The 18,287-nt window shown below is 44.3% G+C and carries 23 protein-coding genes and 1 pseudogene; 22 read left to right on the forward strand and 2 right to left on the reverse strand.

Annotated elements, in window-relative coordinates; all coding sequences use genetic code 11:
* Nucleotides 1-25: 25 nt before the first annotated feature.
* Nucleotides 26-997 (reverse strand): asparaginase, encoded by a 972-nt coding sequence (locus ACPW7N_RS03525; protein ID WP_425649631.1) that lies wholly within the window; start codon nucleotides 995-997, stop codon nucleotides 26-28.
* An 87-nt stretch (nucleotides 998-1,084) separates the two neighbouring features.
* On the opposite strand from ACPW7N_RS03525, the gene prsW reads away from it, so the two are divergent.
* The 17 genes and pseudogenes from prsW to ACPW7N_RS03610 all read left to right on the forward strand — a co-directional run bounded on the left by prsW (nucleotide 1,085) and on the right by ACPW7N_RS03610 (nucleotide 14,173).
* Nucleotides 1,085-1,744 (forward strand): glutamic-type intramembrane protease PrsW, encoded by a 660-nt coding sequence (gene prsW / locus ACPW7N_RS03530; RefSeq protein WP_425649720.1) that lies wholly within the window; start codon nucleotides 1,085-1,087, stop codon nucleotides 1,742-1,744.
* 35 nt (nucleotides 1,745-1,779) lie between these two features.
* Nucleotides 1,780-1,944: a hypothetical protein gene (locus tag ACPW7N_RS03535; protein WP_425649632.1), complete on the forward strand. Its 165-nt coding sequence runs from the start codon at nucleotides 1,780-1,782 to the stop codon at nucleotides 1,942-1,944.
* Between the two features lie 325 nt (nucleotides 1,945-2,269).
* Nucleotides 2,270-2,626: pseudogene (locus ACPW7N_RS03540) on the forward strand (cell wall hydrolase); the annotation flags it as partial.
* 24 nt (nucleotides 2,627-2,650) lie between these two features.
* Nucleotides 2,651-4,015: a germination protein YpeB gene (gene ypeB / locus ACPW7N_RS03545; RefSeq protein ID WP_425649633.1), complete on the forward strand. Its 1,365-nt coding sequence runs from the start codon at nucleotides 2,651-2,653 to the stop codon at nucleotides 4,013-4,015.
* A gap of 109 nt (nucleotides 4,016-4,124) precedes the next feature.
* The gene (locus tag ACPW7N_RS03550) at nucleotides 4,125-4,817 is read left to right on the forward strand and encodes a flagellar brake protein (protein ID WP_425649634.1); all 693 of its coding nucleotides are present in this window, start codon (nucleotides 4,125-4,127) and stop codon (nucleotides 4,815-4,817) included.
* Between the two features lie 23 nt (nucleotides 4,818-4,840).
* Nucleotides 4,841-5,032: a hypothetical protein gene (locus ACPW7N_RS03555; RefSeq protein ID WP_425649635.1), complete on the forward strand. Its 192-nt coding sequence runs from the start codon at nucleotides 4,841-4,843 to the stop codon at nucleotides 5,030-5,032.
* A 159-nt stretch (nucleotides 5,033-5,191) separates the two neighbouring features.
* Nucleotides 5,192-5,857 (forward strand): (d)CMP kinase, encoded by a 666-nt coding sequence (gene cmk, locus ACPW7N_RS03560; RefSeq protein WP_425649636.1) that lies wholly within the window; start codon nucleotides 5,192-5,194, stop codon nucleotides 5,855-5,857.
* 6 nt (nucleotides 5,858-5,863) lie between these two features.
* Complete coding sequence (locus ACPW7N_RS03565) at nucleotides 5,864-6,463, forward strand: lysophospholipid acyltransferase family protein (protein ID WP_425649637.1); 600 nt, start codon at nucleotides 5,864-5,866, stop codon at nucleotides 6,461-6,463.
* 169 nt (nucleotides 6,464-6,632) lie between these two features.
* Complete coding sequence (gene rpsA / locus ACPW7N_RS03570) at nucleotides 6,633-7,805, forward strand: 30S ribosomal protein S1 (RefSeq protein ID WP_425649638.1); 1,173 nt, start codon at nucleotides 6,633-6,635, stop codon at nucleotides 7,803-7,805.
* Nucleotides 7,806-7,888: 83 nt separating this feature from the next.
* On the forward strand, nucleotides 7,889-8,920 hold the full coding sequence (gene fni, locus ACPW7N_RS03575) for a type 2 isopentenyl-diphosphate Delta-isomerase (protein ID WP_425649639.1): 1,032 nt from the start codon (nucleotides 7,889-7,891) through the stop codon (nucleotides 8,918-8,920).
* Nucleotides 8,921-9,008: 88 nt separating this feature from the next.
* Nucleotides 9,009-9,668 carry a YphA family membrane protein gene (locus ACPW7N_RS03580; RefSeq protein WP_425649640.1) on the forward strand — a complete coding sequence of 220 codons (660 nt, stop codon included), beginning with the start codon at nucleotides 9,009-9,011 and terminating at the stop codon, nucleotides 9,666-9,668.
* A gap of 14 nt (nucleotides 9,669-9,682) precedes the next feature.
* Nucleotides 9,683-10,603: a YIEGIA family protein gene (locus ACPW7N_RS03585; RefSeq protein ID WP_425649641.1), complete on the forward strand. Its 921-nt coding sequence runs from the start codon at nucleotides 9,683-9,685 to the stop codon at nucleotides 10,601-10,603.
* Nucleotides 10,600-10,782 carry a capping complex subunit for YIEGIA gene (locus ACPW7N_RS03590; RefSeq protein WP_425649642.1) on the forward strand — a complete coding sequence of 61 codons (183 nt, stop codon included), beginning with the start codon at nucleotides 10,600-10,602 and terminating at the stop codon, nucleotides 10,780-10,782. Before ACPW7N_RS03585 ends, ACPW7N_RS03590 begins: the two co-directional genes overlap by 4 nt.
* Before the next feature lie 51 nt (nucleotides 10,783-10,833).
* Complete coding sequence (gene der / locus ACPW7N_RS03595; protein ID WP_425649721.1) at nucleotides 10,834-12,147, forward strand: ribosome biogenesis GTPase Der; 1,314 nt, start codon at nucleotides 10,834-10,836, stop codon at nucleotides 12,145-12,147.
* 15 nt (nucleotides 12,148-12,162) lie between these two features.
* On the forward strand, nucleotides 12,163-12,771 hold the full coding sequence (gene plsY / locus ACPW7N_RS03600) for a glycerol-3-phosphate 1-O-acyltransferase PlsY (RefSeq protein ID WP_425649643.1): 609 nt from the start codon (nucleotides 12,163-12,165) through the stop codon (nucleotides 12,769-12,771).
* 26 nt (nucleotides 12,772-12,797) lie between these two features.
* Nucleotides 12,798-13,823, forward strand: a complete 1,026-nt coding sequence (locus ACPW7N_RS03605) for an NAD(P)H-dependent glycerol-3-phosphate dehydrogenase (protein ID WP_425649644.1) — start codon at nucleotides 12,798-12,800, stop codon at nucleotides 13,821-13,823.
* An 80-nt stretch (nucleotides 13,824-13,903) separates the two neighbouring features.
* A complete protein-coding gene (locus ACPW7N_RS03610; RefSeq protein WP_425649645.1) occupies nucleotides 13,904-14,173 on the forward strand; it encodes a stage VI sporulation protein F in 270 nt (89 codons plus the stop codon).
* A gap of 136 nt (nucleotides 14,174-14,309) precedes the next feature.
* On the opposite strand, the gene ACPW7N_RS03615 is transcribed toward ACPW7N_RS03610, so the two are convergent.
* A complete protein-coding gene (locus ACPW7N_RS03615) occupies nucleotides 14,310-14,801 on the reverse strand; it encodes a hypothetical protein (RefSeq protein ID WP_425649646.1) in 492 nt (163 codons plus the stop codon).
* Between the two features lie 143 nt (nucleotides 14,802-14,944).
* Here ACPW7N_RS03615 and ACPW7N_RS03620 point away from each other — a divergent pair, with 143 nt between their 5' ends.
* The 5 genes from ACPW7N_RS03620 to spoIVA all read left to right on the forward strand — a co-directional run bounded on the left by ACPW7N_RS03620 (nucleotide 14,945) and on the right by spoIVA (nucleotide 18,257).
* Nucleotides 14,945-15,127 carry a DUF2768 family protein gene (locus tag ACPW7N_RS03620; protein ID WP_425649647.1) on the forward strand — a complete coding sequence of 61 codons (183 nt, stop codon included), beginning with the start codon at nucleotides 14,945-14,947 and terminating at the stop codon, nucleotides 15,125-15,127.
* Nucleotides 15,128-15,139: 12 nt separating this feature from the next.
* Nucleotides 15,140-15,436, forward strand: a complete 297-nt coding sequence (locus tag ACPW7N_RS03625; protein WP_425649648.1) for a 2Fe-2S iron-sulfur cluster-binding protein — start codon at nucleotides 15,140-15,142, stop codon at nucleotides 15,434-15,436.
* A 75-nt stretch (nucleotides 15,437-15,511) separates the two neighbouring features.
* Entirely contained in the window at nucleotides 15,512-15,856 is a 345-nt protein-coding gene (locus ACPW7N_RS03630) for a 2Fe-2S iron-sulfur cluster-binding protein (protein WP_425649649.1), read from the forward strand.
* A 4-nt stretch (nucleotides 15,857-15,860) separates the two neighbouring features.
* Nucleotides 15,861-16,580 (forward strand): hypothetical protein, encoded by a 720-nt coding sequence (locus tag ACPW7N_RS03635; RefSeq protein ID WP_425649650.1) that lies wholly within the window; start codon nucleotides 15,861-15,863, stop codon nucleotides 16,578-16,580.
* A gap of 198 nt (nucleotides 16,581-16,778) precedes the next feature.
* Nucleotides 16,779-18,257 carry a stage IV sporulation protein A gene (spoIVA, locus tag ACPW7N_RS03640; protein ID WP_425649651.1) on the forward strand — a complete coding sequence of 493 codons (1,479 nt, stop codon included), beginning with the start codon at nucleotides 16,779-16,781 and terminating at the stop codon, nucleotides 18,255-18,257.
* The last annotated feature ends 30 nt before the right edge of the window (nucleotides 18,258-18,287 follow it).

Raw genomic sequence — 18,287 nt, forward strand, 5'->3', positions numbered from 1 at the left:
CGTGGAAAAGCGCTTTATCAATCAATTAGTATTCAAATATTTTCTGCAACTCCGTAAAATCTTGAGTTTGTTGCAGGGCAACCATCAGTTTGAGACGTGCTTTCTGACCATTTAATCCATTTGAAAAAATGGCACCCATTTCTTTCAGTTGTTTGCCTCCGCCTTCATAATCGTATATTTCTTGAACTTTTCCATTAAAGCAACGAGAGACGATGATGACTGGTATATTCTTATCTAACAGTTCCTGGATAATCGGGAGAATGGATGGAGGCACATTGCCTGCTCCAAAAGCTTCGATTACTAGGCCATCTACTTGCTGGGTACTGAGGAATGACAGCCAGGCAGGGTCCATTCCGGCAACTGCTTTGATTAAAGGGACATTCGCATCCGCATGGGTCACCTGATAAAATTCACGCAAGAGTGGAGCATGGTGGTAGTGAACAGATTTCTTGCTGATTGTACCGATCGGACCGAACTGTGGAGATTGAAAGGTGGCTACATTGCTTGTATGTGTCTTGGTTACATGACGAGCTGCATGAATTTCATCGTTAAACACGACGAGAACCCCTTTATTATGACTGTTTGCCTCAGAAGCTGTGCGAACCGATGAAATCAGATTCACGGGACCATCTGCACCTAACTCGTTGCTGGAACGCATGGCGCCCGTAACCACAACGGGAATGGCAAGTGGAAGGGTCAAATCCAGAAAGAATGCTGTTTCTTCCAGTGTGTCCGTACCGTGTGTAATAACAACACCGTCATATTGATGATTGTCAACCTCTTGTTTGATCAGAAGTCGTAATTGATTCATGATCACAGGAGTGATATGCGGGCTTGGAAGATTAATGAAATTCATCATGGTAATATCTGCGTAGCGTTGGACGTGTGGCAAAATTCTGCTCAATGCCTGATCGTCTAGAGGTTTTACATGATCAGAAGCTTCATCAACCGACATTGCAATTGTTCCACCTGTATTTATAACCAGTATTTTTGGCATATCGTAACCTCACTTGTTGCGGGTTTTCATTGGACATCTTTCATGTTACGATTATTGTTAATCTATGTAAAGGAGCAATACACAAAGATGATTGCCTTGATTGGTGCAGCATTGGCACCGGGTATTGCTTTACTCAGCTACTTTTATTTACGAGACAATTTGCAACCGGAACCGATTTCTATGGTTGTTCGTTCGTTTATCTTCGGTATTCTGCTTGTTTTTCCCATCATGATGCTGCAATACGTCATTCACAACGAGTGGGAGTTGAATCACCCCTGGTTTGAAGCCATTGTTTCTTCCGGATTCATAGAAGAATTCTTCAAGTGGCTTGTTGTTTACCATACGGCGTATCGTCATGTAGAGTTTGATGAACCTTACGATGGTATTGTCTATGGTGTAGCTGTCTCATTAGGTTTTGCAACGTTGGAAAATGTCTTTTATCTTTATTTGAATGGTATGGATGTAGCCTTGTGGCGGGCCTTGCTGCCTGTGTCCAGTCATGCGTTATTCGGGGTCTGGATGGGCTTTTATTTGGGGATCGGCAAGTTTACGAAACAGCCGGGTAAAAAGGCGTTTATTTTAACGATATCCGTACTTATTCCGATTCTGCTGCATGGTTTTTACAACCTGATTTTGCTTTCGTCACAGTACTGGCTTTGGTTTATTATTCCATTTATGCTTGTTCTGTGGTGGATTGGACTTAGAAAAGTGGAATGGGCACACGAATTTGGTTCTAAAACAGAGTAGACTCGTCCAAACTAGGTATAAGGAGGAGATTCTACGTGGCAAGAAACGAACGAACAAAAGTGATGATACGTTGCAATGTATGTGGTGAACGCTATATCCTTCGAGGAAAACGAGGCCATGAGGGCAAAGTAGAAACTGGCTTCAAGCAATGTTTGTGCAATAATGATCGTCATTTTGACGTAATTGAAACAGAACTTTAATGGTACAAATTAACAAGCAGACAAAAAAACGGCGAATGCCGTTTTTTTTTGTGCATATTTGCTTAAACTGGCACCCACACTATCCTCATGAGGCGAGCAATCCTGTAAGGAGGAGTAATACATGATGTTGCACAAACGGCGCTTTGTCATCTGGTCAATTGCGATCATCCTTGGTATCGGGAGTCTGGTTGGTCTTACATATACGCCGTTATTCAGTAGTCTTGTCCATGATGAAGCAACCGTGCAAGCCGAAGAAATGGAATGGAGTGCACCGAAAAAGCCCCAAAAAGCAGCAAAAACAAGAAAAACATTTCATCCCTCTCGCTTGTCTGCCAATGATGTCAAATTACTAGCCAATGCCGTGTATGGAGAAGCAAGAGGTGAACCCTACAACGGTCAGGTTGCGATTGCAGCCGTTATTTTTAATCGGCTCAAAAGCCCTTCATTTCCCGACACAGTTGCTGGAGTTATCTTTGAACCGAGAGCATTTACCGCCGTTGCAGATGGCCAAATCTACTTAACGCCAAATGAGAAAGCCAAAAAAGCAGTACAGGATGCCATGAAAGGGTGGGACCCTAGCGGTGGCTGCACCTATTATTTCAATCCAGCGACTGCTACCTCGAAGTGGATTTGGAGCAGACCTCAGGTAAAACGGATCGGTAAACACATTTTTTGCAGATAATTTTTTGGAAGGAGCAGTCGAACTATGGTGTACGGAGCGATGTCACGAGTATTGTTTCCTGTCGCTGCTATTGCATTGGTCGGAGCAGGAATGTGGGGTTATCAGGAACACAACGAGAAGAACTCGATCCTGATCAAAGCGGAAAACCAGTACCAGAGGGCATTCCACGAGCTGAACTATCACCTGGACAAGCTGCATGATGAATTAGGAAAATCGATTGCCATCAATTCCCGTAAACAAGCTACTCCGTGTTTGACAAATGTTTGGAGACTAGCTTATGCGGCACAATCCGATGTGGGACAGTTGCCACTCACATTGATTCCGTTTAACAACACCGAAGAGTTTTTGGCCAAAGTTGCAGATTTCTCGTATGATGTTGCAATTCGGGATCTGAATCAGCAGCCGCTCTCCCAGAAAGAATATCAAACATTGCAATCGTTATATAAACATTCCACTGAGATTCAAAACGATTTGGCCAAGGTACAAACGAAAGTGTTGAGTAATAAGCTGCGCTGGATGGATGTGGAGACTGCACTTGCTTCTGATGATAAAAAATCCGATAACACCATTATCGATGGATTTCGCACTGTAGATAAAAAAGTTCAGGAATACGATGATCTCGATTGGGGCGTAACGGTGCAAAGTCTCGACAAAAAGAAACAGCAGCGCATCAAAGGTCTGGACGGCAAGCAAATTACCAAAGAAGAAGCAGGAAAGATTGCCCTTCAGTTCCTGGGCATCAATCGTGACGATGTCAGTGTAGACGTAGAAGAAAATGGGAAAGCAGAAGCGTATTCTGCATACAGCGTGCGGATCGTTAAAAAAAGTGACGGTCAAAATCCGATTAACCTCGATATCAGCAAACGAGGCGGTCAAGTTGTCTGGTTGTTGAATGAACGAGAAGTGCAAAATGAGCAAATTTCGCTGGAGGAAGCTGAACGTAAAGGAAAACAATTCCTGCAAAGCCGGGATTTCAAGAATATGATTGCCGTTGAGAGCGACAGCTATGGGGGATTAGGCGTATTTACATTCGTTCCTGAGCAAAACGGCGTGCGAATCTATCCTGATGCTGTGGAAATCAGTATTGCCCTGGATAATGGCGAAGTGAATGGATTCCAGGCAGAAGAATATTTGTTTAATCATAAACAACGGATGATTCCCAAACCCAAAATATCTGTACAGAAAGCACGTTCCATGGTGAATCCCAATGTAAAGGTAACCGAGCAACGACTGGCTATCATTGAAGGTAAAGATGGCACTGAAAAGCTTTGCTACGAGTTTTCAGGAAATCTGGGAGAAGACACATACATGATTTATATCAATGCAAACAATGGGGATGAGGAAGATATCGTCAAAATGGACACGTTACCTGGAGAAGATCAAACATAGCAAGTGAACATCGATGGAGAAGACGTGGTCAAATGCGTTTTCTCCATTTGCTGTTTTTTCAAAAAGACGTGTATAATATTTGGTATTGGGAGTGAAGGGGGAACACTAGTTGATAGTACTGCCGCAAGTTGGACAGGTCATTTGGATGAGTCCATATACTACTTCACAAGAAAAAAGTAAGCTCGTCTACAAATCTCGAGTCGCCGACCTGAAGGAAGAAATGCTTACGATTGAATTGCCAATTAATGAACATCAACCGAATGGCGGTATCAGTGAGTACGTAGTAGGTTCCAAATGGCACTGCTGGTATGTTGGCGCTGATGGTTCCCGTTTCGAATTTACAACTGAAATCATAGGCAAGCGCCGTGAAAACATACCTCTTTTGGAATTGAGTGTGCCACCGAAAAGTAGCTTTACTCGCACACAAAGAAGACATTTTGTGCGTGTGCCTGCGCATGTCGAAATAGCGGTAAAGACAGACGAACGAGTGAGGAACTATCATTTTTTGGCGAGAACAATTGATTTAAGTGGCGGCGGATTGGCATTTTCCTGTCCTGAACGGTATCTGCTACAGGAAAAAGATCAATTGAAGATGTGGTTTTCCCTGCCGACGAAAAGCAACAAGGTAGTTCATGCTTACGCAGTAGGTGAGATCATTCGTGTGAAGGCTCCAGATGAAAAGGGAGCAAATCAGTGGGTATCTGTTAAATTTACCGAGGTTAGTGAAAGTGAGCGTGCAAAAATCATTCGTGCTTGCTTTGAACGACAGTTGGAATTGCGCAATAAGGGAATGGCAGAATAACTGATTCCAGGGAGCGAACAGCCATGAGATATGATCCCAATGAGTACGATGTCCGATTTACCAGGGTAGCTAATCGTGTCGAACGATTCTTGTTGTCGATTATTCTCGCCTCAATTATTGCGTTATTTTTGGGTCAGGCGCTGTATTCTTTTGATACATTTCGACAAATTATGGTTGAAACAGAGAAGTGGGAAGGGAAACCGCAGATGCCATGAGGTTTGCGCCTCCCTCAGTTTTATGGTACGATAGGGCATGACAACAGTTGGGTAACTTTGGTAGTTAAGCCCTGCGTGTGTTTCTATCACATAATTTTCTTTAGAAGGGCTTCGCATAGAAGCTTTCTTTATTTTCAACTTAGAAGGTGAATGCTGCATATGAATATTGCTATTGATGGACCAGCGGGAGCGGGTAAAAGTACGGTAGCTGGGCAAGTTGCCGCCAAATTGGGATTTGTTTATATTGACACAGGAGCAATGTACCGAGCGTTAGCCTGGGCCGTTTTGCAATCCGGTTTATCCGTACATAACGAAGAAAGTGTAGCTGCACTATTGCAGGATTCACACATACAGTTGCAACGAACCAGCGATGGCAATCAGCATGTTATCTGGAATCAGGAAGACATCACGACCAACATTCGCACGCCAGAAGTGAGCAACTACGCTTCCATTGTTGCGAGTCACGGAAAAGTAAGACAACAGATGCTGACGCTTCAACGAAATATGGCAACGCAAGGATCTGTGGTCATGGATGGAAGAGACATTGGTACACATGTCTTGCCAGATGCAGAGATTAAGGTGTTTCTGACTGCGTCTATTCAGGAGAGGGCACAGAGACGGTATAAAGAGCTTTTGTCCAAAGGATTCGATGCAAATCTGGAACAGTTAAAACAGGAGATTGCTGAGAGAGATAAACGAGACATGGAGCGAGAGGTTGCGCCGTTGCGTCAAGCAGAAGATGCGATCCTAGTCGATACAACAGGGCAATCCATCGAAGAAGTTGTTCAGCATATTCTTGAAATTTGCAAGCGAATAGGGGAATAGAGTCACGTGAGCTATTATTCGTTTTTTCGTTTTTTATTTCGTTGTTTCTATGCAATATTTTATCGTTGGGAAGTTAGAGGACAAGAGAACATTCCTGAAAATGGTGCAGTAATTCTCTGCTCGAATCACATTGATAATTTGGACCCCCCTTTGCTTGGGTGTGGAATTGAGCGGAAAGTTCACTTCATGGCAAAAGAAGAGCTATTTAAAATCCCTGTCATTTCGTTTTTGATCACCAAATTTGGTGCGTTTCCCATAAAACGAGGCGCAGGTGATCGTGCAGCGATTCGAGCAACTCTGCAAATTTTAGAAGAAGGCAAAGTGCTGGGGATCTTTCCTGAAGGAACCCGCAGCAAAACAGGAGAGTTGGGGCAAGGACTCGCTGGCACAGCCATGTTTGCATTAAAATCGAATGCAGCAGTCATTCCTGTTGCGATCATTGGCCCATACCGCTTGTTTCGCCCAATAAAGATCGTATACGGTAAGCCACTTGATCTTTCGGCTTACAAGGAAATGAAATCATCAGGTGAATTGTTGAAAGAAGTAACTGACTTGATTATGAAAAACATTGCCGAGCTAATCGCTCAACACAAAAACGTAAAATAGTTGGTTATTGGTATTGAATACAGGAATTAGAAGAATACTATCAAAGGATGTTCAAAAAGTCGATTCAATTGTTTCCCAAAGAAGACGTTCAACCAACTGCTCTTGGCAGTGGTTAATGAATATATATAAGCGTCATGAGTTATGGATGGTGCTCAAGGAGGTTTAGTCAATGGTGGAAGATATGAACAATAGCCTAACAGATGTAAAGGGTTTGTCTGTTGGAGATGTAGTCAAAGCCAAGGTAACCAAGGTTGAAGACAAGCAAGCTTTGGTTGATGTCGGGTACAAATACGACGGACTGATTCCGATTAGCGAGTTATCCAGTCTTCATGTGGAGAAGGTTTCTGATGTAGTCAATGTAGGCGATGAATTCGAAGTAAAAGTGACCAAAATAAATGACGAGAAAGAAGAACTCGTCGTATCAAAAAAAGCAGTAACGAGTGAGCAAGCATGGGATGACCTGAGCAAAAAAATGGAATCTGGCGAAATTATTGAAGCGGAAGTAAAAGAAGTCGTGAAAGGTGGTCTGGTTGTTGACATCGGACTACGTGGCTTTATCCCTGCTTCGATGGTTGAACGCCATTTTGTAGAAGATTTTTCTGATTACAAAGGAAAAACACTCACGCTAAAAGTAGTCGAAATGGATCGTGAAAAAAATAAAGTCATCCTCTCCCATAAGGCAGTACTGGAAGCGGAAGTAAACCTGCAGAAGAAAACTGTATTCGAAAAGCTTCAAGTAGGCCAAGTGCTCGAAGGTACAGTTCAACGACTAACTGATTTTGGAGTATTTGTTGACATCGGCGGCGTAGACGGATTGGTACACGTGTCTGAGATTGCGTGGCACCGTGTAGATAAGCCATCAGATGCCGTCAAAGAAGGCGATCGCGTCAAAGTGAAAGTACTCAAACTCGACAAAGAAAACGATCGAATCAGCTTGAGCATGAAAGAAGCGCAACCAGGACCGTGGGATCAAGCGGCTCAGCAGTTCAAGGCAGGATCTATCGTAACTGGAACAGTGAAAAGACTTGCTGGTTTTGGTGCTTTCGTTGAGTTGGCTCCGGGAATTGAAGGGCTTGTTCATATCTCGCAAATTGCGAATCGCCATATTTCAACTCCAGGCGAAGTTTTGAAAGAAGGTCAAGAAGTGCAAGTGAAGGTCTTGGACGTGAATACAGCAGAACAGCGTATCAGTCTAAGCATTCGTGCTCTTGATGAAGAAAAAATCGAGAAACAAGAGCGTGAAAACAAGCGCGAAACGCAAGCATTTCAACAGGAAAACAATCAAGGGCTAGGTGTTACCCTTGGCGACTTGTTTGGCGATCTAAAAGACAAGTTCAAATAAGAAATGAGAAAGGGGTACGCTTGCTGGAGCGTATCCTTTTCTATATCTGGTGATTGAATTTTTATTAACGGGAAGTGGCTGCTGTGAGTCGTTCAAGTCGTAAATTGCAACACATTCAATATGCGATGGAAACAAGAATCGCATCTGATTCCAGTTTGGAAGCAATGAAATTCGTTCCGAATAGTTTACCTAATATATCTTATGTAAACTCAATGATCAATACAGAAATTCACAAATTCAAATTAAACTCTCCTATCATCATTAATGCCATGACCGGGGGAGCAGAGGCTACAAGTGAGATTAATCGAAAACTGGCAATCATCTCAAGAGAAAAACAACTAGCGATGGCTGTCGGGTCACAAATGGCTGCGATTCGAGACAAGACGGTTCGGTCTACTTTTTCGGTTGTGAGAGATGAGAATCCAGAAGGTATACTCTTTGCTAATCTGGGGGCTGAAGCAACGACAGATCAGGCAAAGGAAGCGGTTGAGATGATTGAGGCAAATGCCTTGCAAATCCACCTGAACGTCATGCAAGAGTTGCTGATGCCTGAAGGCGACCGGTATTTTAGCGGGTACCTTTCGAACATAGAAAAGATCATTTCAAGCATCTCAGTCCCCGTCATTGTCAAGGAAGTTGGATTTGGCATGTCCCGACAAACGATTAATCAATTGGCTTCTATAGGCGTTGCAGTGATTGATGTTGGCGGAGCTGGTGGTACGAACTTTGCGCGTGTGGAGAATCGCCGCAGTGAGAACCCTCTTGAAATGTTTAACGACTGGGGCTTCTCTACGTTGCAAAGCTTGCTCGAAGCAAAAACTGCCGATACTGCAAAAACATCAATCATTGCAACAGGTGGAATCAGGCATGGTCTTGATATTGCCAAGGTGATTGCACTCGGTGCTGATGCTGCAGGTATGGCGGGTTATTTCTTGCAGCTAGTCCAGACAAAATCAGTGGAAGAATGTCTTGATGCGGTTGATCAGTTACACCATCAGATCCGCGTAGCAATGGTTGCGCTTGGTGCAGTGAGCCTGCAAGATTTGAGAGAAGCGAGCTATACATTTTCTAGCGACATCTACAATTGGGCTGTGCAACGAGGATTAAACTTATGAAAAGAGGCAGAACGAGGAATACTTACCTAGAAGAGGGTGCACAAGCCCTTTAAACGGTTATTCGATAAGGGGAGTCATATCAGCTTTTATGAATGAAGGAATAATGGCATTACTAGTGCAATGGACGCTATTGATCTGTGCATGGATGGGTTTGTTTGATTCTGCCATTCAAAAGTCTGGTTTTTCAAGAGCAAAATTGTTAGCCACCCTCACTGCATTTTTATGTTGTTCGTTTGCCAATTGGGAATTGTATTTTATGCCTCTTGCAGTGAATGTTAGTGGCGTAATCCTTCCATTTCTTCTTGCCGGCTGGATGTATGTCCGTCTTACCGTGAGTAACAAAGAGTATATCCTCGCTGCAGGAATCCTCTGTGCTTGTGTTATTTTGTTTATGCGAAAACTTCTTTTTTGGGATCCGATCTTACTTGTGGTCGAAGAGATTCTGCTCGTTCCGTTACTTTGTATCATCTTGATAAATTTGATTGCACGCAATTTCATGCATCAGTTGTTTGTTCTGCTTTTAGCACTTCCGCTATCTGATTTGTTGTATGTCGGAAGCAATGTCGCTCTGATTCCCCAGGTAGAGTCCAGCGTTGCTGGAAGCCTCGAAGCGCAGGATATTTTTTGGGTAAGTATAGGAGTCTGGGTCATTGCCAAAGCCGTTTGGGAAGCTAGCAAGGTTACAGGGAAAATAACAATGAAACCACTTCAGACGTTACGTAAATCAAAGACTAAAAATCGAATCTGACAGGTGATGTTGTATTGTTACAACAATTATTTTCCAGTCAAAATGAATATGTCATCCCGTTGTTACTCGGTTTTTTCTTCGGTATTATGTGTAGAATTTATTTGCTGCGAACGGACTATCGGCAGTACCCTACTTATCCACATGGGAAGATCATCCACCTGGCGCTAGGCGTCATCGCATCTGGGCTTGGTGCGGTAGCGATCCCGTCTTTGATAAAAGAAGATTACACGGCGGTCACTTTTTTGGCTCTGGCTGCACAGCAGTTTCGTGATGTGAGAAATATGGAGCGCACGACTTTAACCGAAATCGATAAAAATGAATTAGTTCCCAGAGGTGGGGCTTATATCGAAGGAATAGCGATGGTTTTTGAGGGGCGCAATTACCTCGTAATATTCACCTCGCTTGTGACGACACTCGCCACTGTCTATTGTTCCTGGTGGGGTGGAGTGATTGCTGGCTTTCTTGCCCTGTTCTTGTCACGAATGCTGAAATCAGGCAAGACCATCTCTCACATTGCAGAGATTCAAATTGCTGACGTGCGTGTAGATGGTCATAATTTGTATGTGGATGATATCTACATCATGAACGTCGGTTCCACAGATGCACAACATCAGATTCGAGAGAATGGCATCGGGCTGGTACTCGTCCCTCGGAATCAGAACAGCAATGTAACCATCTCTCATCCCGGGCAGAGACAAGCCATTTTGCATGATGCATCAACGATTCTCGGGGTATATACGGATGAAGGAGAACCTTCATTAACCCCGCTTGCCAAACGGGATATGAAGACAGGCAGAATCGGGGTTTTCCTTCTTCCCTTGGTCAAAGACAGGGAAAAAGCTCGACTGGTCATCGGCAATACACCAATTATTGAAAGTGCCATTCGTATGCCGCAGGAGGCTCCCGTGTATAAAGAGGGAGGGATCAAGGGATGAGCAAATCAATTCTTGCTGTAATCACGACCAAACGTGAGCAGATCGGTGGAGGTGCACCCATTTTCATTATGAACACAGAAGAAGAAGTACAAAAGACGGCTTTTACATTGGAAAAGATTTTGGACGCCATGGTGCATAAAGTAACGGATGACACCCTGATCATTGTTCGCCATCGTTAAATTATGGTATTATTAGCAGGTGAAATTAGAAGAGAGAGAGTGTTGAAGATCATGGGATTACCAGTTGTAGCAATTGTGGGTAGACCAAACGTAGGGAAATCCACTATTTTTAATCGGCTTGTAGGGGAGCGAATCGCCATTGTTGAGGACAAGCCAGGGGTTACCCGTGACCGTCTGTACGGCAAAGGTGAATGGCTCGATCAATACTTTCATGTCATCGATACAGGTGGAATTGAAGTTGGCGATACCGATCAGATTCTTGTGCAAATGCGTCATCAGGCTGAATTAGCGATTGATGAGGCTGATGTTATCATATTTGTTTGTGATTTGCGTTCTGGTGTTACGGAAGCCGATATGGAAGTTGCTCGTATGTTGAACCGCACGAAAAAGCCGATTGTACTGATGGTAAACAAGGCAGACAATCCGGAGATGCGTAATGAAGTGTATGAATTTTATCAACTGGGTGTAGGCGATCCTTTCCCTGTATCGGGTAGCCATGGACTTGGGCTGGGCGATGCGCTAGATGATGTAATCAAGCACTTCAAGGACCGTGGACAAGAGGAGAGACCGGATGATGTTATCCGTGTATCGATTATTGGTCGACCAAACGTAGGGAAATCGTCTCTTACCAACGCCATTTTGGGTGAAGAGCGTGTAATCGTGAGTGACATCGCAGGTACGACTCGTGATGCCATTGATACCCCTTTTGAGCGGGAAGGGCAGGAGTATGTACTGGTAGATACCGCTGGCATGCGCAAACGTGGCAAAGTATATGAAGCCACTGAAAAGTACAGTGTCATGCGAGCACTTAAAGCCATTGAGGACTCCGATGTCGTACTCGTTGTTTTGAATGGGGAAGAGGGCATTATCGAGCAGGACAAAAAAATTGCCGGATATGCTCATGAAGCAGGAAAAGCCATCATAATAATCGTAAATAAATGGGACGCTGTAGAGAAGGACGACAAAACCATGATTCGCTTCACTGAATTAATCCGTGAAGAATTCAAGTATCTCAGCTACGCACCGATTCTCTACGTTTCAGCGAAATCCAAACAACGGGTTCATACGATCCTGCCAAAAGTGAATCAAGTGGCAGAAGCTCACACCATGCGTGTACCTACGTCGACACTTAATGATCTTGTTACAGATGCAACCATTATGACACCACCACCGACAGATAAAGGGAAACGTTTGAAAATCAGCTACACTACACAAGTCGCTGTTAAGCCACCAACCTTTATTTTGTTCGTCAATGAACCTGAAATCATGCATTTCTCTTATGAGCGCTACATAGAAAACAAAATCCGAGAAGCGTTTGTATTTGAAGGAACGCCTATCCGTATACTGACGCGCAAAAAAACATAGGGAGAGGGAAGTAAGATGAGCTGGATCTTGTCCTTCGTGATTAGTTACCTTCTTGGATCAATTAGTTTCAGTTACTTTATAGCGAAAAAGATGGCAAATATTGATATCCGCATGCACGGAAGCGGTAATGCGGGTGCTACCAATACGTTGCGTGTTCTGGGGAAAGGTCCGGCTGTTTTAGTTTTGGTTCTCGATGCATTAAAAGGGTTATCAGCATTAGGAGTCACCCACTTTATTACTGGTGGGGACCCTATTGCCTATGCATTCGCTGGAATTTTCGCCATAATCGGGCACAATTGGCCGATCTTTTTTGGTTTCCGTGGAGGAAAAGGAATTGCAACCACCGTGGGGGTTTCCATCGGGTTGTCACCGGTTGCCTTTTTGATTGATGCCATTATTACGATCTTAATCATCGCATTGACTCGCTACGTTTCGCTTGGATCATTGGTGTATGCTGCTCTATTGCCGATCCTCTTGTTTATCTTTGCAGATGAACAGGCGTACGGGTGGGTGAGCTTATGTATTACCGCATTTGCATTCATTCGACATTATTCTAATATTAAAAATCTCATGCGTGGAAATGAACGGAAAATCGGTGAAAAAGCACAGAAAAAGCTGCAGTAATATCTAGAAACGGAGGGGGATCCAGATTGTCCCAAGAGGTTGTAGTCGTAGGTGCGGGAAGCTGGGGTACTGCTCTAGCATCAGTCCTTGCACATAATCAGCATCAAGTTACTGTTTGGGTACGCAATCCTCAACTCGCAGAAGAGATAAACACTAGACATACCAATGAGAAATACCTGCCATCTGTGCAACTGCCAGAAAGCATCGTTGCTGAAACGGATATAAAAAAAGCAGTCAGCGGTAAAAAGAATATTCTTTTTGTTGTCCCATCTCATGTGATGCGAGAAGTCGTTCGTGAAACAGCACCTTATCTTGAAAAGGATGCTCTTGTTATCCATGCGACCAAAGGATTTGAGCTTGACACTTTAAAGCGTATGTCGGAGGTCATTGAGGAAGAGCTTCCTCATGTTGCGGATCGATTGGTCGTCTTGACGGGACCGAGTCATGCAGAAGAGGTGGTTCGCAAATCACCGACAACGGTTGTCGTAGCATCCCATTCGGAAGAATCTGCGGCTTTGGCACAAGATTTATTCATGTCACCCTATTTTCGTGTCTATGCCAACCCGGACATGGTCGGAGCTGAGATCGCAGGTGCTCTGAAGAATATTATCGCATTGGGAGCAGGAATGTCAGACGGGCTGGGTTATGGGGATAATGCCAAAGCGGCCCTGTTGACCAGAGGTTTGGCTGAAATCGGACGATTGGGCGTTAAAATGGGAGCAGATCCGCTAACATTTGCCGGCCTTGCTGGGGTAGGTGACCTGGTTGTAACGTGTACAAGCAAGCACAGCCGCAACTGGCGTGCTGGTTACATGCTGGGGCAGGGATATGCCCTCGATAACGTTTTGGAACAAATGGGGATGGTTGTAGAAGGTGTGCGTACGACCAAAGCCGCTTATGCCCTTTCTATGCGTGAAGAGATGGAAATGCCGATTACTCAGGTCATGTACAAAATATTGTTCGAGGGTCTGGAACCGCGAAAAGGCGTAGAAGAGTTGATGGGCAGAGGCCGCCGATTAGAGACGGAAGATATAATCAGCTATAAATTATAGGATCAGGTGAGACATCTCACCATTTCCTGCCCTTTTTCATACGATAGGGAGAAACCGATAGGCGTATGGGAGGGGTATAGGTGAACAACGGATTTCAAAAACGTTTGCTGGATAAATTAAAAGGTGCAAGTCCGAAACAAATCGACGAAGGTAAGCTTCGTTCGATTGCTGAAAACGTAAATAAAAGCGATTTTCAGGATGAAACCAAGCTTCGTCAACTTCTTCGTACACTTGCTACCGTTAGCGGAAACAAAATGACTCCTGAGAAGGAAGAAAAGATCATTCAAATGTTTCGCGAAAAGCAGATTGACCCGAATAACCTGGGTTCTCTGCGAAAACTCATTAAGTAATATTTTTCAACCAAATTGTATGTGAAATGGGCGGATACGCCTGTTACCAAGGTGATCTTCGAACATAATGTAAGACTAGGAACAATCATGGCTCTACAGGGGCATGGCTGGTCTGCAGCTCAAAAAAGAGGGGTTTTTACCCCTCTTTTTTCCTTTTTGAAGTCGTACTGGGTTGAGACAGAAGATTTTGAACCAGCGGAGACTGCAGGATGCTGATCAACTGGCCGATATCGATGTTGCTAAGAGCGTTTCCGAGTCCAGACCCTGCTCCTAGGCCCGATGTGTTAGCCTGAGCGGACGATTCTGGTGCAACTTCATCTTCGAAAAATGCCTTTTGTGATTTCTGTTTTCCGGGATTTGGGCTTGGGCTTGCTTTTGACGTGCGTTTGCCAAGTGTATCAAGCATCTCAATCGCACCGTAGATCGTGTCCATCGTTTCTTCCATTTGCCGGATCGTGCTGCTGATCCCTTTAATATTATCTCTCATCTTCAACACAGAAGCCCGCAGATCTTGTGGTGCTTCCCTGTGTGGTGTGATAGCGATCGATGATTTGGCTTGACCGATAACCGTGCGATCTACTTTTTTATTGATCGGTGTGTACGGATTACGCCATTTACGCGTACTCATGTATATCCCCTCCATAGGCGCATCATTACGATAGTCTATGCGAATGCCCGGTTCTGGGTTCACGTTCCACGGAAGTTGGTTTGTGTTATAATAACCTGGATATGGGTTGAATAAAAACTAAGTGAAAAGGAAAGTAGCCAGTTATGGATCCAATGACAAAAATGTACGTCTCCTTTGTAGCAATTGGTCTTATGTTTGCTTGCAATTATTTAATGGTAAAGTCAAGAAAGATAGCGAACTCATTTTTCTCCATCACGATGAAAATCGTCGCATTTTTAATGCTGCTCGTTACGTTTTTCTTGATCGTGGTCGTCTTGATGTTCTAGGAGGAATAGCCAATGGAGAATTTGACACTAATAACGCGAAAAGGTACTAACACCGTACCACTGGAGCTCGATAAAACGATTGTTTCCCTGGCTAAGGATCATAAGATCACCTGGGGCTATGCTTGTGAGCGTGGGAACTGTGCCCAATGCCGTACGAAGGTATTGAAAGGCGCAGAATTCCTGAATGAAATAACACCTGAAGAAAAATTGCGCTTGCGAAAAGCAGAGCGCAGTGAGGGGTATCGCTTGGGATGTCAAATCAAGGTGAAGCAACCTGGTGAGATTGAGTTGGCTCATCAGCCATACTAATCCCTCCAACAGCAGCTATCCCTGACGTCATAGGGGCCACGAAAGTCCATACATAAAAAAACAAGGATTGATTTTATGCCAAAGTTAACGTTTCTACCAAGTGGCAAGTCCGTATCGGCTCGGGTTGGTCAGAATGTCATTCATGCGGCACGCACTGCTCGGGTTGTGATTCCCCAACGCTGTGGGGGACATGCTTCATGCATGATGTGCAAAGTCGTAGTAGAAAATGGCCATCTTTCACCACCCTCTGCTCTGGAAGTTAGAAAACTGCCAGAGTCTGACTTACAAGCAGGAATCAGGCTCTCCTGTCAGGCTCATGTGACCCGTGAAGACTGTACGGTCCGAATACCCGAACCCAAACTGAAATCAATTGTTGCAGCAGCCTTGAAAGCCCAGCAAGAGCAGGAAGAGGAGTTTTAATCAGATGAAGGCAAATATACTTATTTCAATAGCGCTTCTGTTGTGTGTAGGATTACTTGCAACAGGGTGTATGTACCCAAAAGAACGCAGGCTTGAAAATCAGGTGCCAAGCTCTTTTTATCTGGAATCCACTCAAAAAGCAGTAGAGCAATTTCAAAAGGATACAGGAATATTACCGATAGAAACCAAGTCCGCCGATACTCCTATTTTTGAAAAATACGAGATCACTTTTACGAAACTGATGCCGAAGTATTTGCCGGATGCACCTGCCAATTCCTTCGAAAAGGGAGGGATATATAAATATACTCTGATTGATGTGGAGACAAAGCCTACGGTCCGTTTGATTCATTTGGGCGTGGTTAGTAAAGTAGCTGATACACAACAAGCAGTGAACAGCTATCTTTATCGAAAGGGTACTCTGCCAATGAAGGACAAACTCAATGGAGGATATTTCACCATTGATTACGCACTTATCGGGTTAAAAGAACCGGAAATCCCTAGTATGGTAAGCAACAGTCTGCTCACTTTGATCATGAACCAAAAAGGTGAGGTTGGCGTGGATTACGGGCCAGATATTGCTGCTTTTTTGCGGAACACAAAAGCAAAAGTGCACCCCAATACAGACCCTCGTTATCTGATGGCGAGAGAGTCGATGTATGTACCGATCAAATCTTTTCCCTATACGATCCAAAATGGTGACCCCAAGCTGTTAGAGCTCAAATAAAGAGTGTTTCTCTGTGGTTATTCTTTTAGAAGAATAGCCACTTTTTTTCGTTTAGGAGTTCTATTAGAGACATGCACACATATATTGATATTGTCCAAGACTGGTGTACGAGATTCTCTCAAAAACATGAATTGCGAGGGATAATTCAGAATTTCCGTCATAGAGTAAAAATAGACAAACACAAGGAGGTCATCGAAGGTGGAACGAATTGATATCTTTAAGGACATAGCTGAACGTACTGGCGGTGATATCTACATCGGAGTAGTGGGTCCGGTACGCACAGGTAAATCAACCTTCATCAAACGGTTCATGGAACAAGTCGTCATTCCCAACATCCAATCCGAATCAGATCGCATTCGAGCAACGGATGAGTTGCCGCAAAGCGCGTCTGGCAAAACCATCATGACGACAGAACCAAAATTTGTACCGAACCAAGCCGTCCAGATCAATGTAGTGGAAGGACTAAGCATTAACGTTCGCCTCGTTGACTGCGTTGGATATACGGTTGTTGGTGCGAAAGGTTTTGAGGATGAGAACGGACCGCGTATGGTGAATACACCCTGGTATGAAGAGCCGGTTCCATTTGAAGAAGCAGCAGAGGTAGGAACTCGCAAAGTCATTCAGGAACACTCAACCATCGGCATTGTGGTAACCACAGACGGCAGTATCTCGGATATTCCACGTCATTCCTATCTCGAAGCAGAAGAGCGTGTCGTGAATGAATTGAAGGAGGTTGGCAAACCATTTGTCATCCTTGTAAACTCGACAAGACCACGCTCAGAAGAGGCACAGAGTCTGCGTGCTGAACTGCAGGAGAAGTACGATGTGCCGACACTCGCCCTGTCTGCTGACCAGGTATCTGAAGGCGAAATCCTTGCTCTATTACGTGAAGTGCTCTTTGAATTCCCTGTTCATGAAGTAAACGTGAACTTGCCAAGCTGGGTAATGGTTCTCGAAAACGGACACTGGCTCCGTCAAAATTACGAAGATGCCGTTCGAGAAACGGTAAAAGATATTCGTCGACTCCGTGATGTTGACCGAGTGGTTGGCTTCTTCAACGAGTATGATTTCGTTGATCGGGCAGCGCTTGCCGGCATGAATATGGGCCAAGGTGTGGCAGAAATTGATCTGTATGCACCAGACGAACTGTATGATCAAATTCTGATGGAAGTAGTAGGCGTTGAAATTCGCGGAAAAGATCAACTGCTCAAAGTCATGCAAGAATTCGCACATGCCAAGCGTGAATACGATCAGGTTGCAGAAGCACTGCATATGGTCAGATCCACAGGTTACGGCATAGCGGCTCCATCGCTGCATGAGATGAGTTTAGACGAGCCAGAGATGATTCGGCAGGGCCCGCGTTTCGGCGTGCGTCTCAAGGCTACAGCTCCGTCTATCCACATGATTCGGGTAGATGTCGAATCAGAATTTGCTCCGATCATCGGAACGGAAAAGCAAAGCGAGGAATTGGTTCGCTACCTCATGCAGGATTTCGACAAAGATCCGCTCGCCATTTGGAATTCCGACATATTTGGCCGTTCACTCCACTCCATAGTGCGTGAGGGCATTCAAGCGAAGATTACCATGATGCCAGACAACGCTCGTTACAAGCTTCAAGAGACATTGGGCCGCATTATCAACGAAGGCTCAGGTGGATTGATTGCCATTATTTTGTAATAGAAAATGTGAGTTAAGACCTATATACAT

Origin of the sequence: Brevibacillus nigriterrae (assembly GCF_049846925.1) — a bacterium.
Classification (GTDB): Bacteria; Bacillota; Bacilli; order Brevibacillales; family Brevibacillaceae; genus Brevibacillus_H.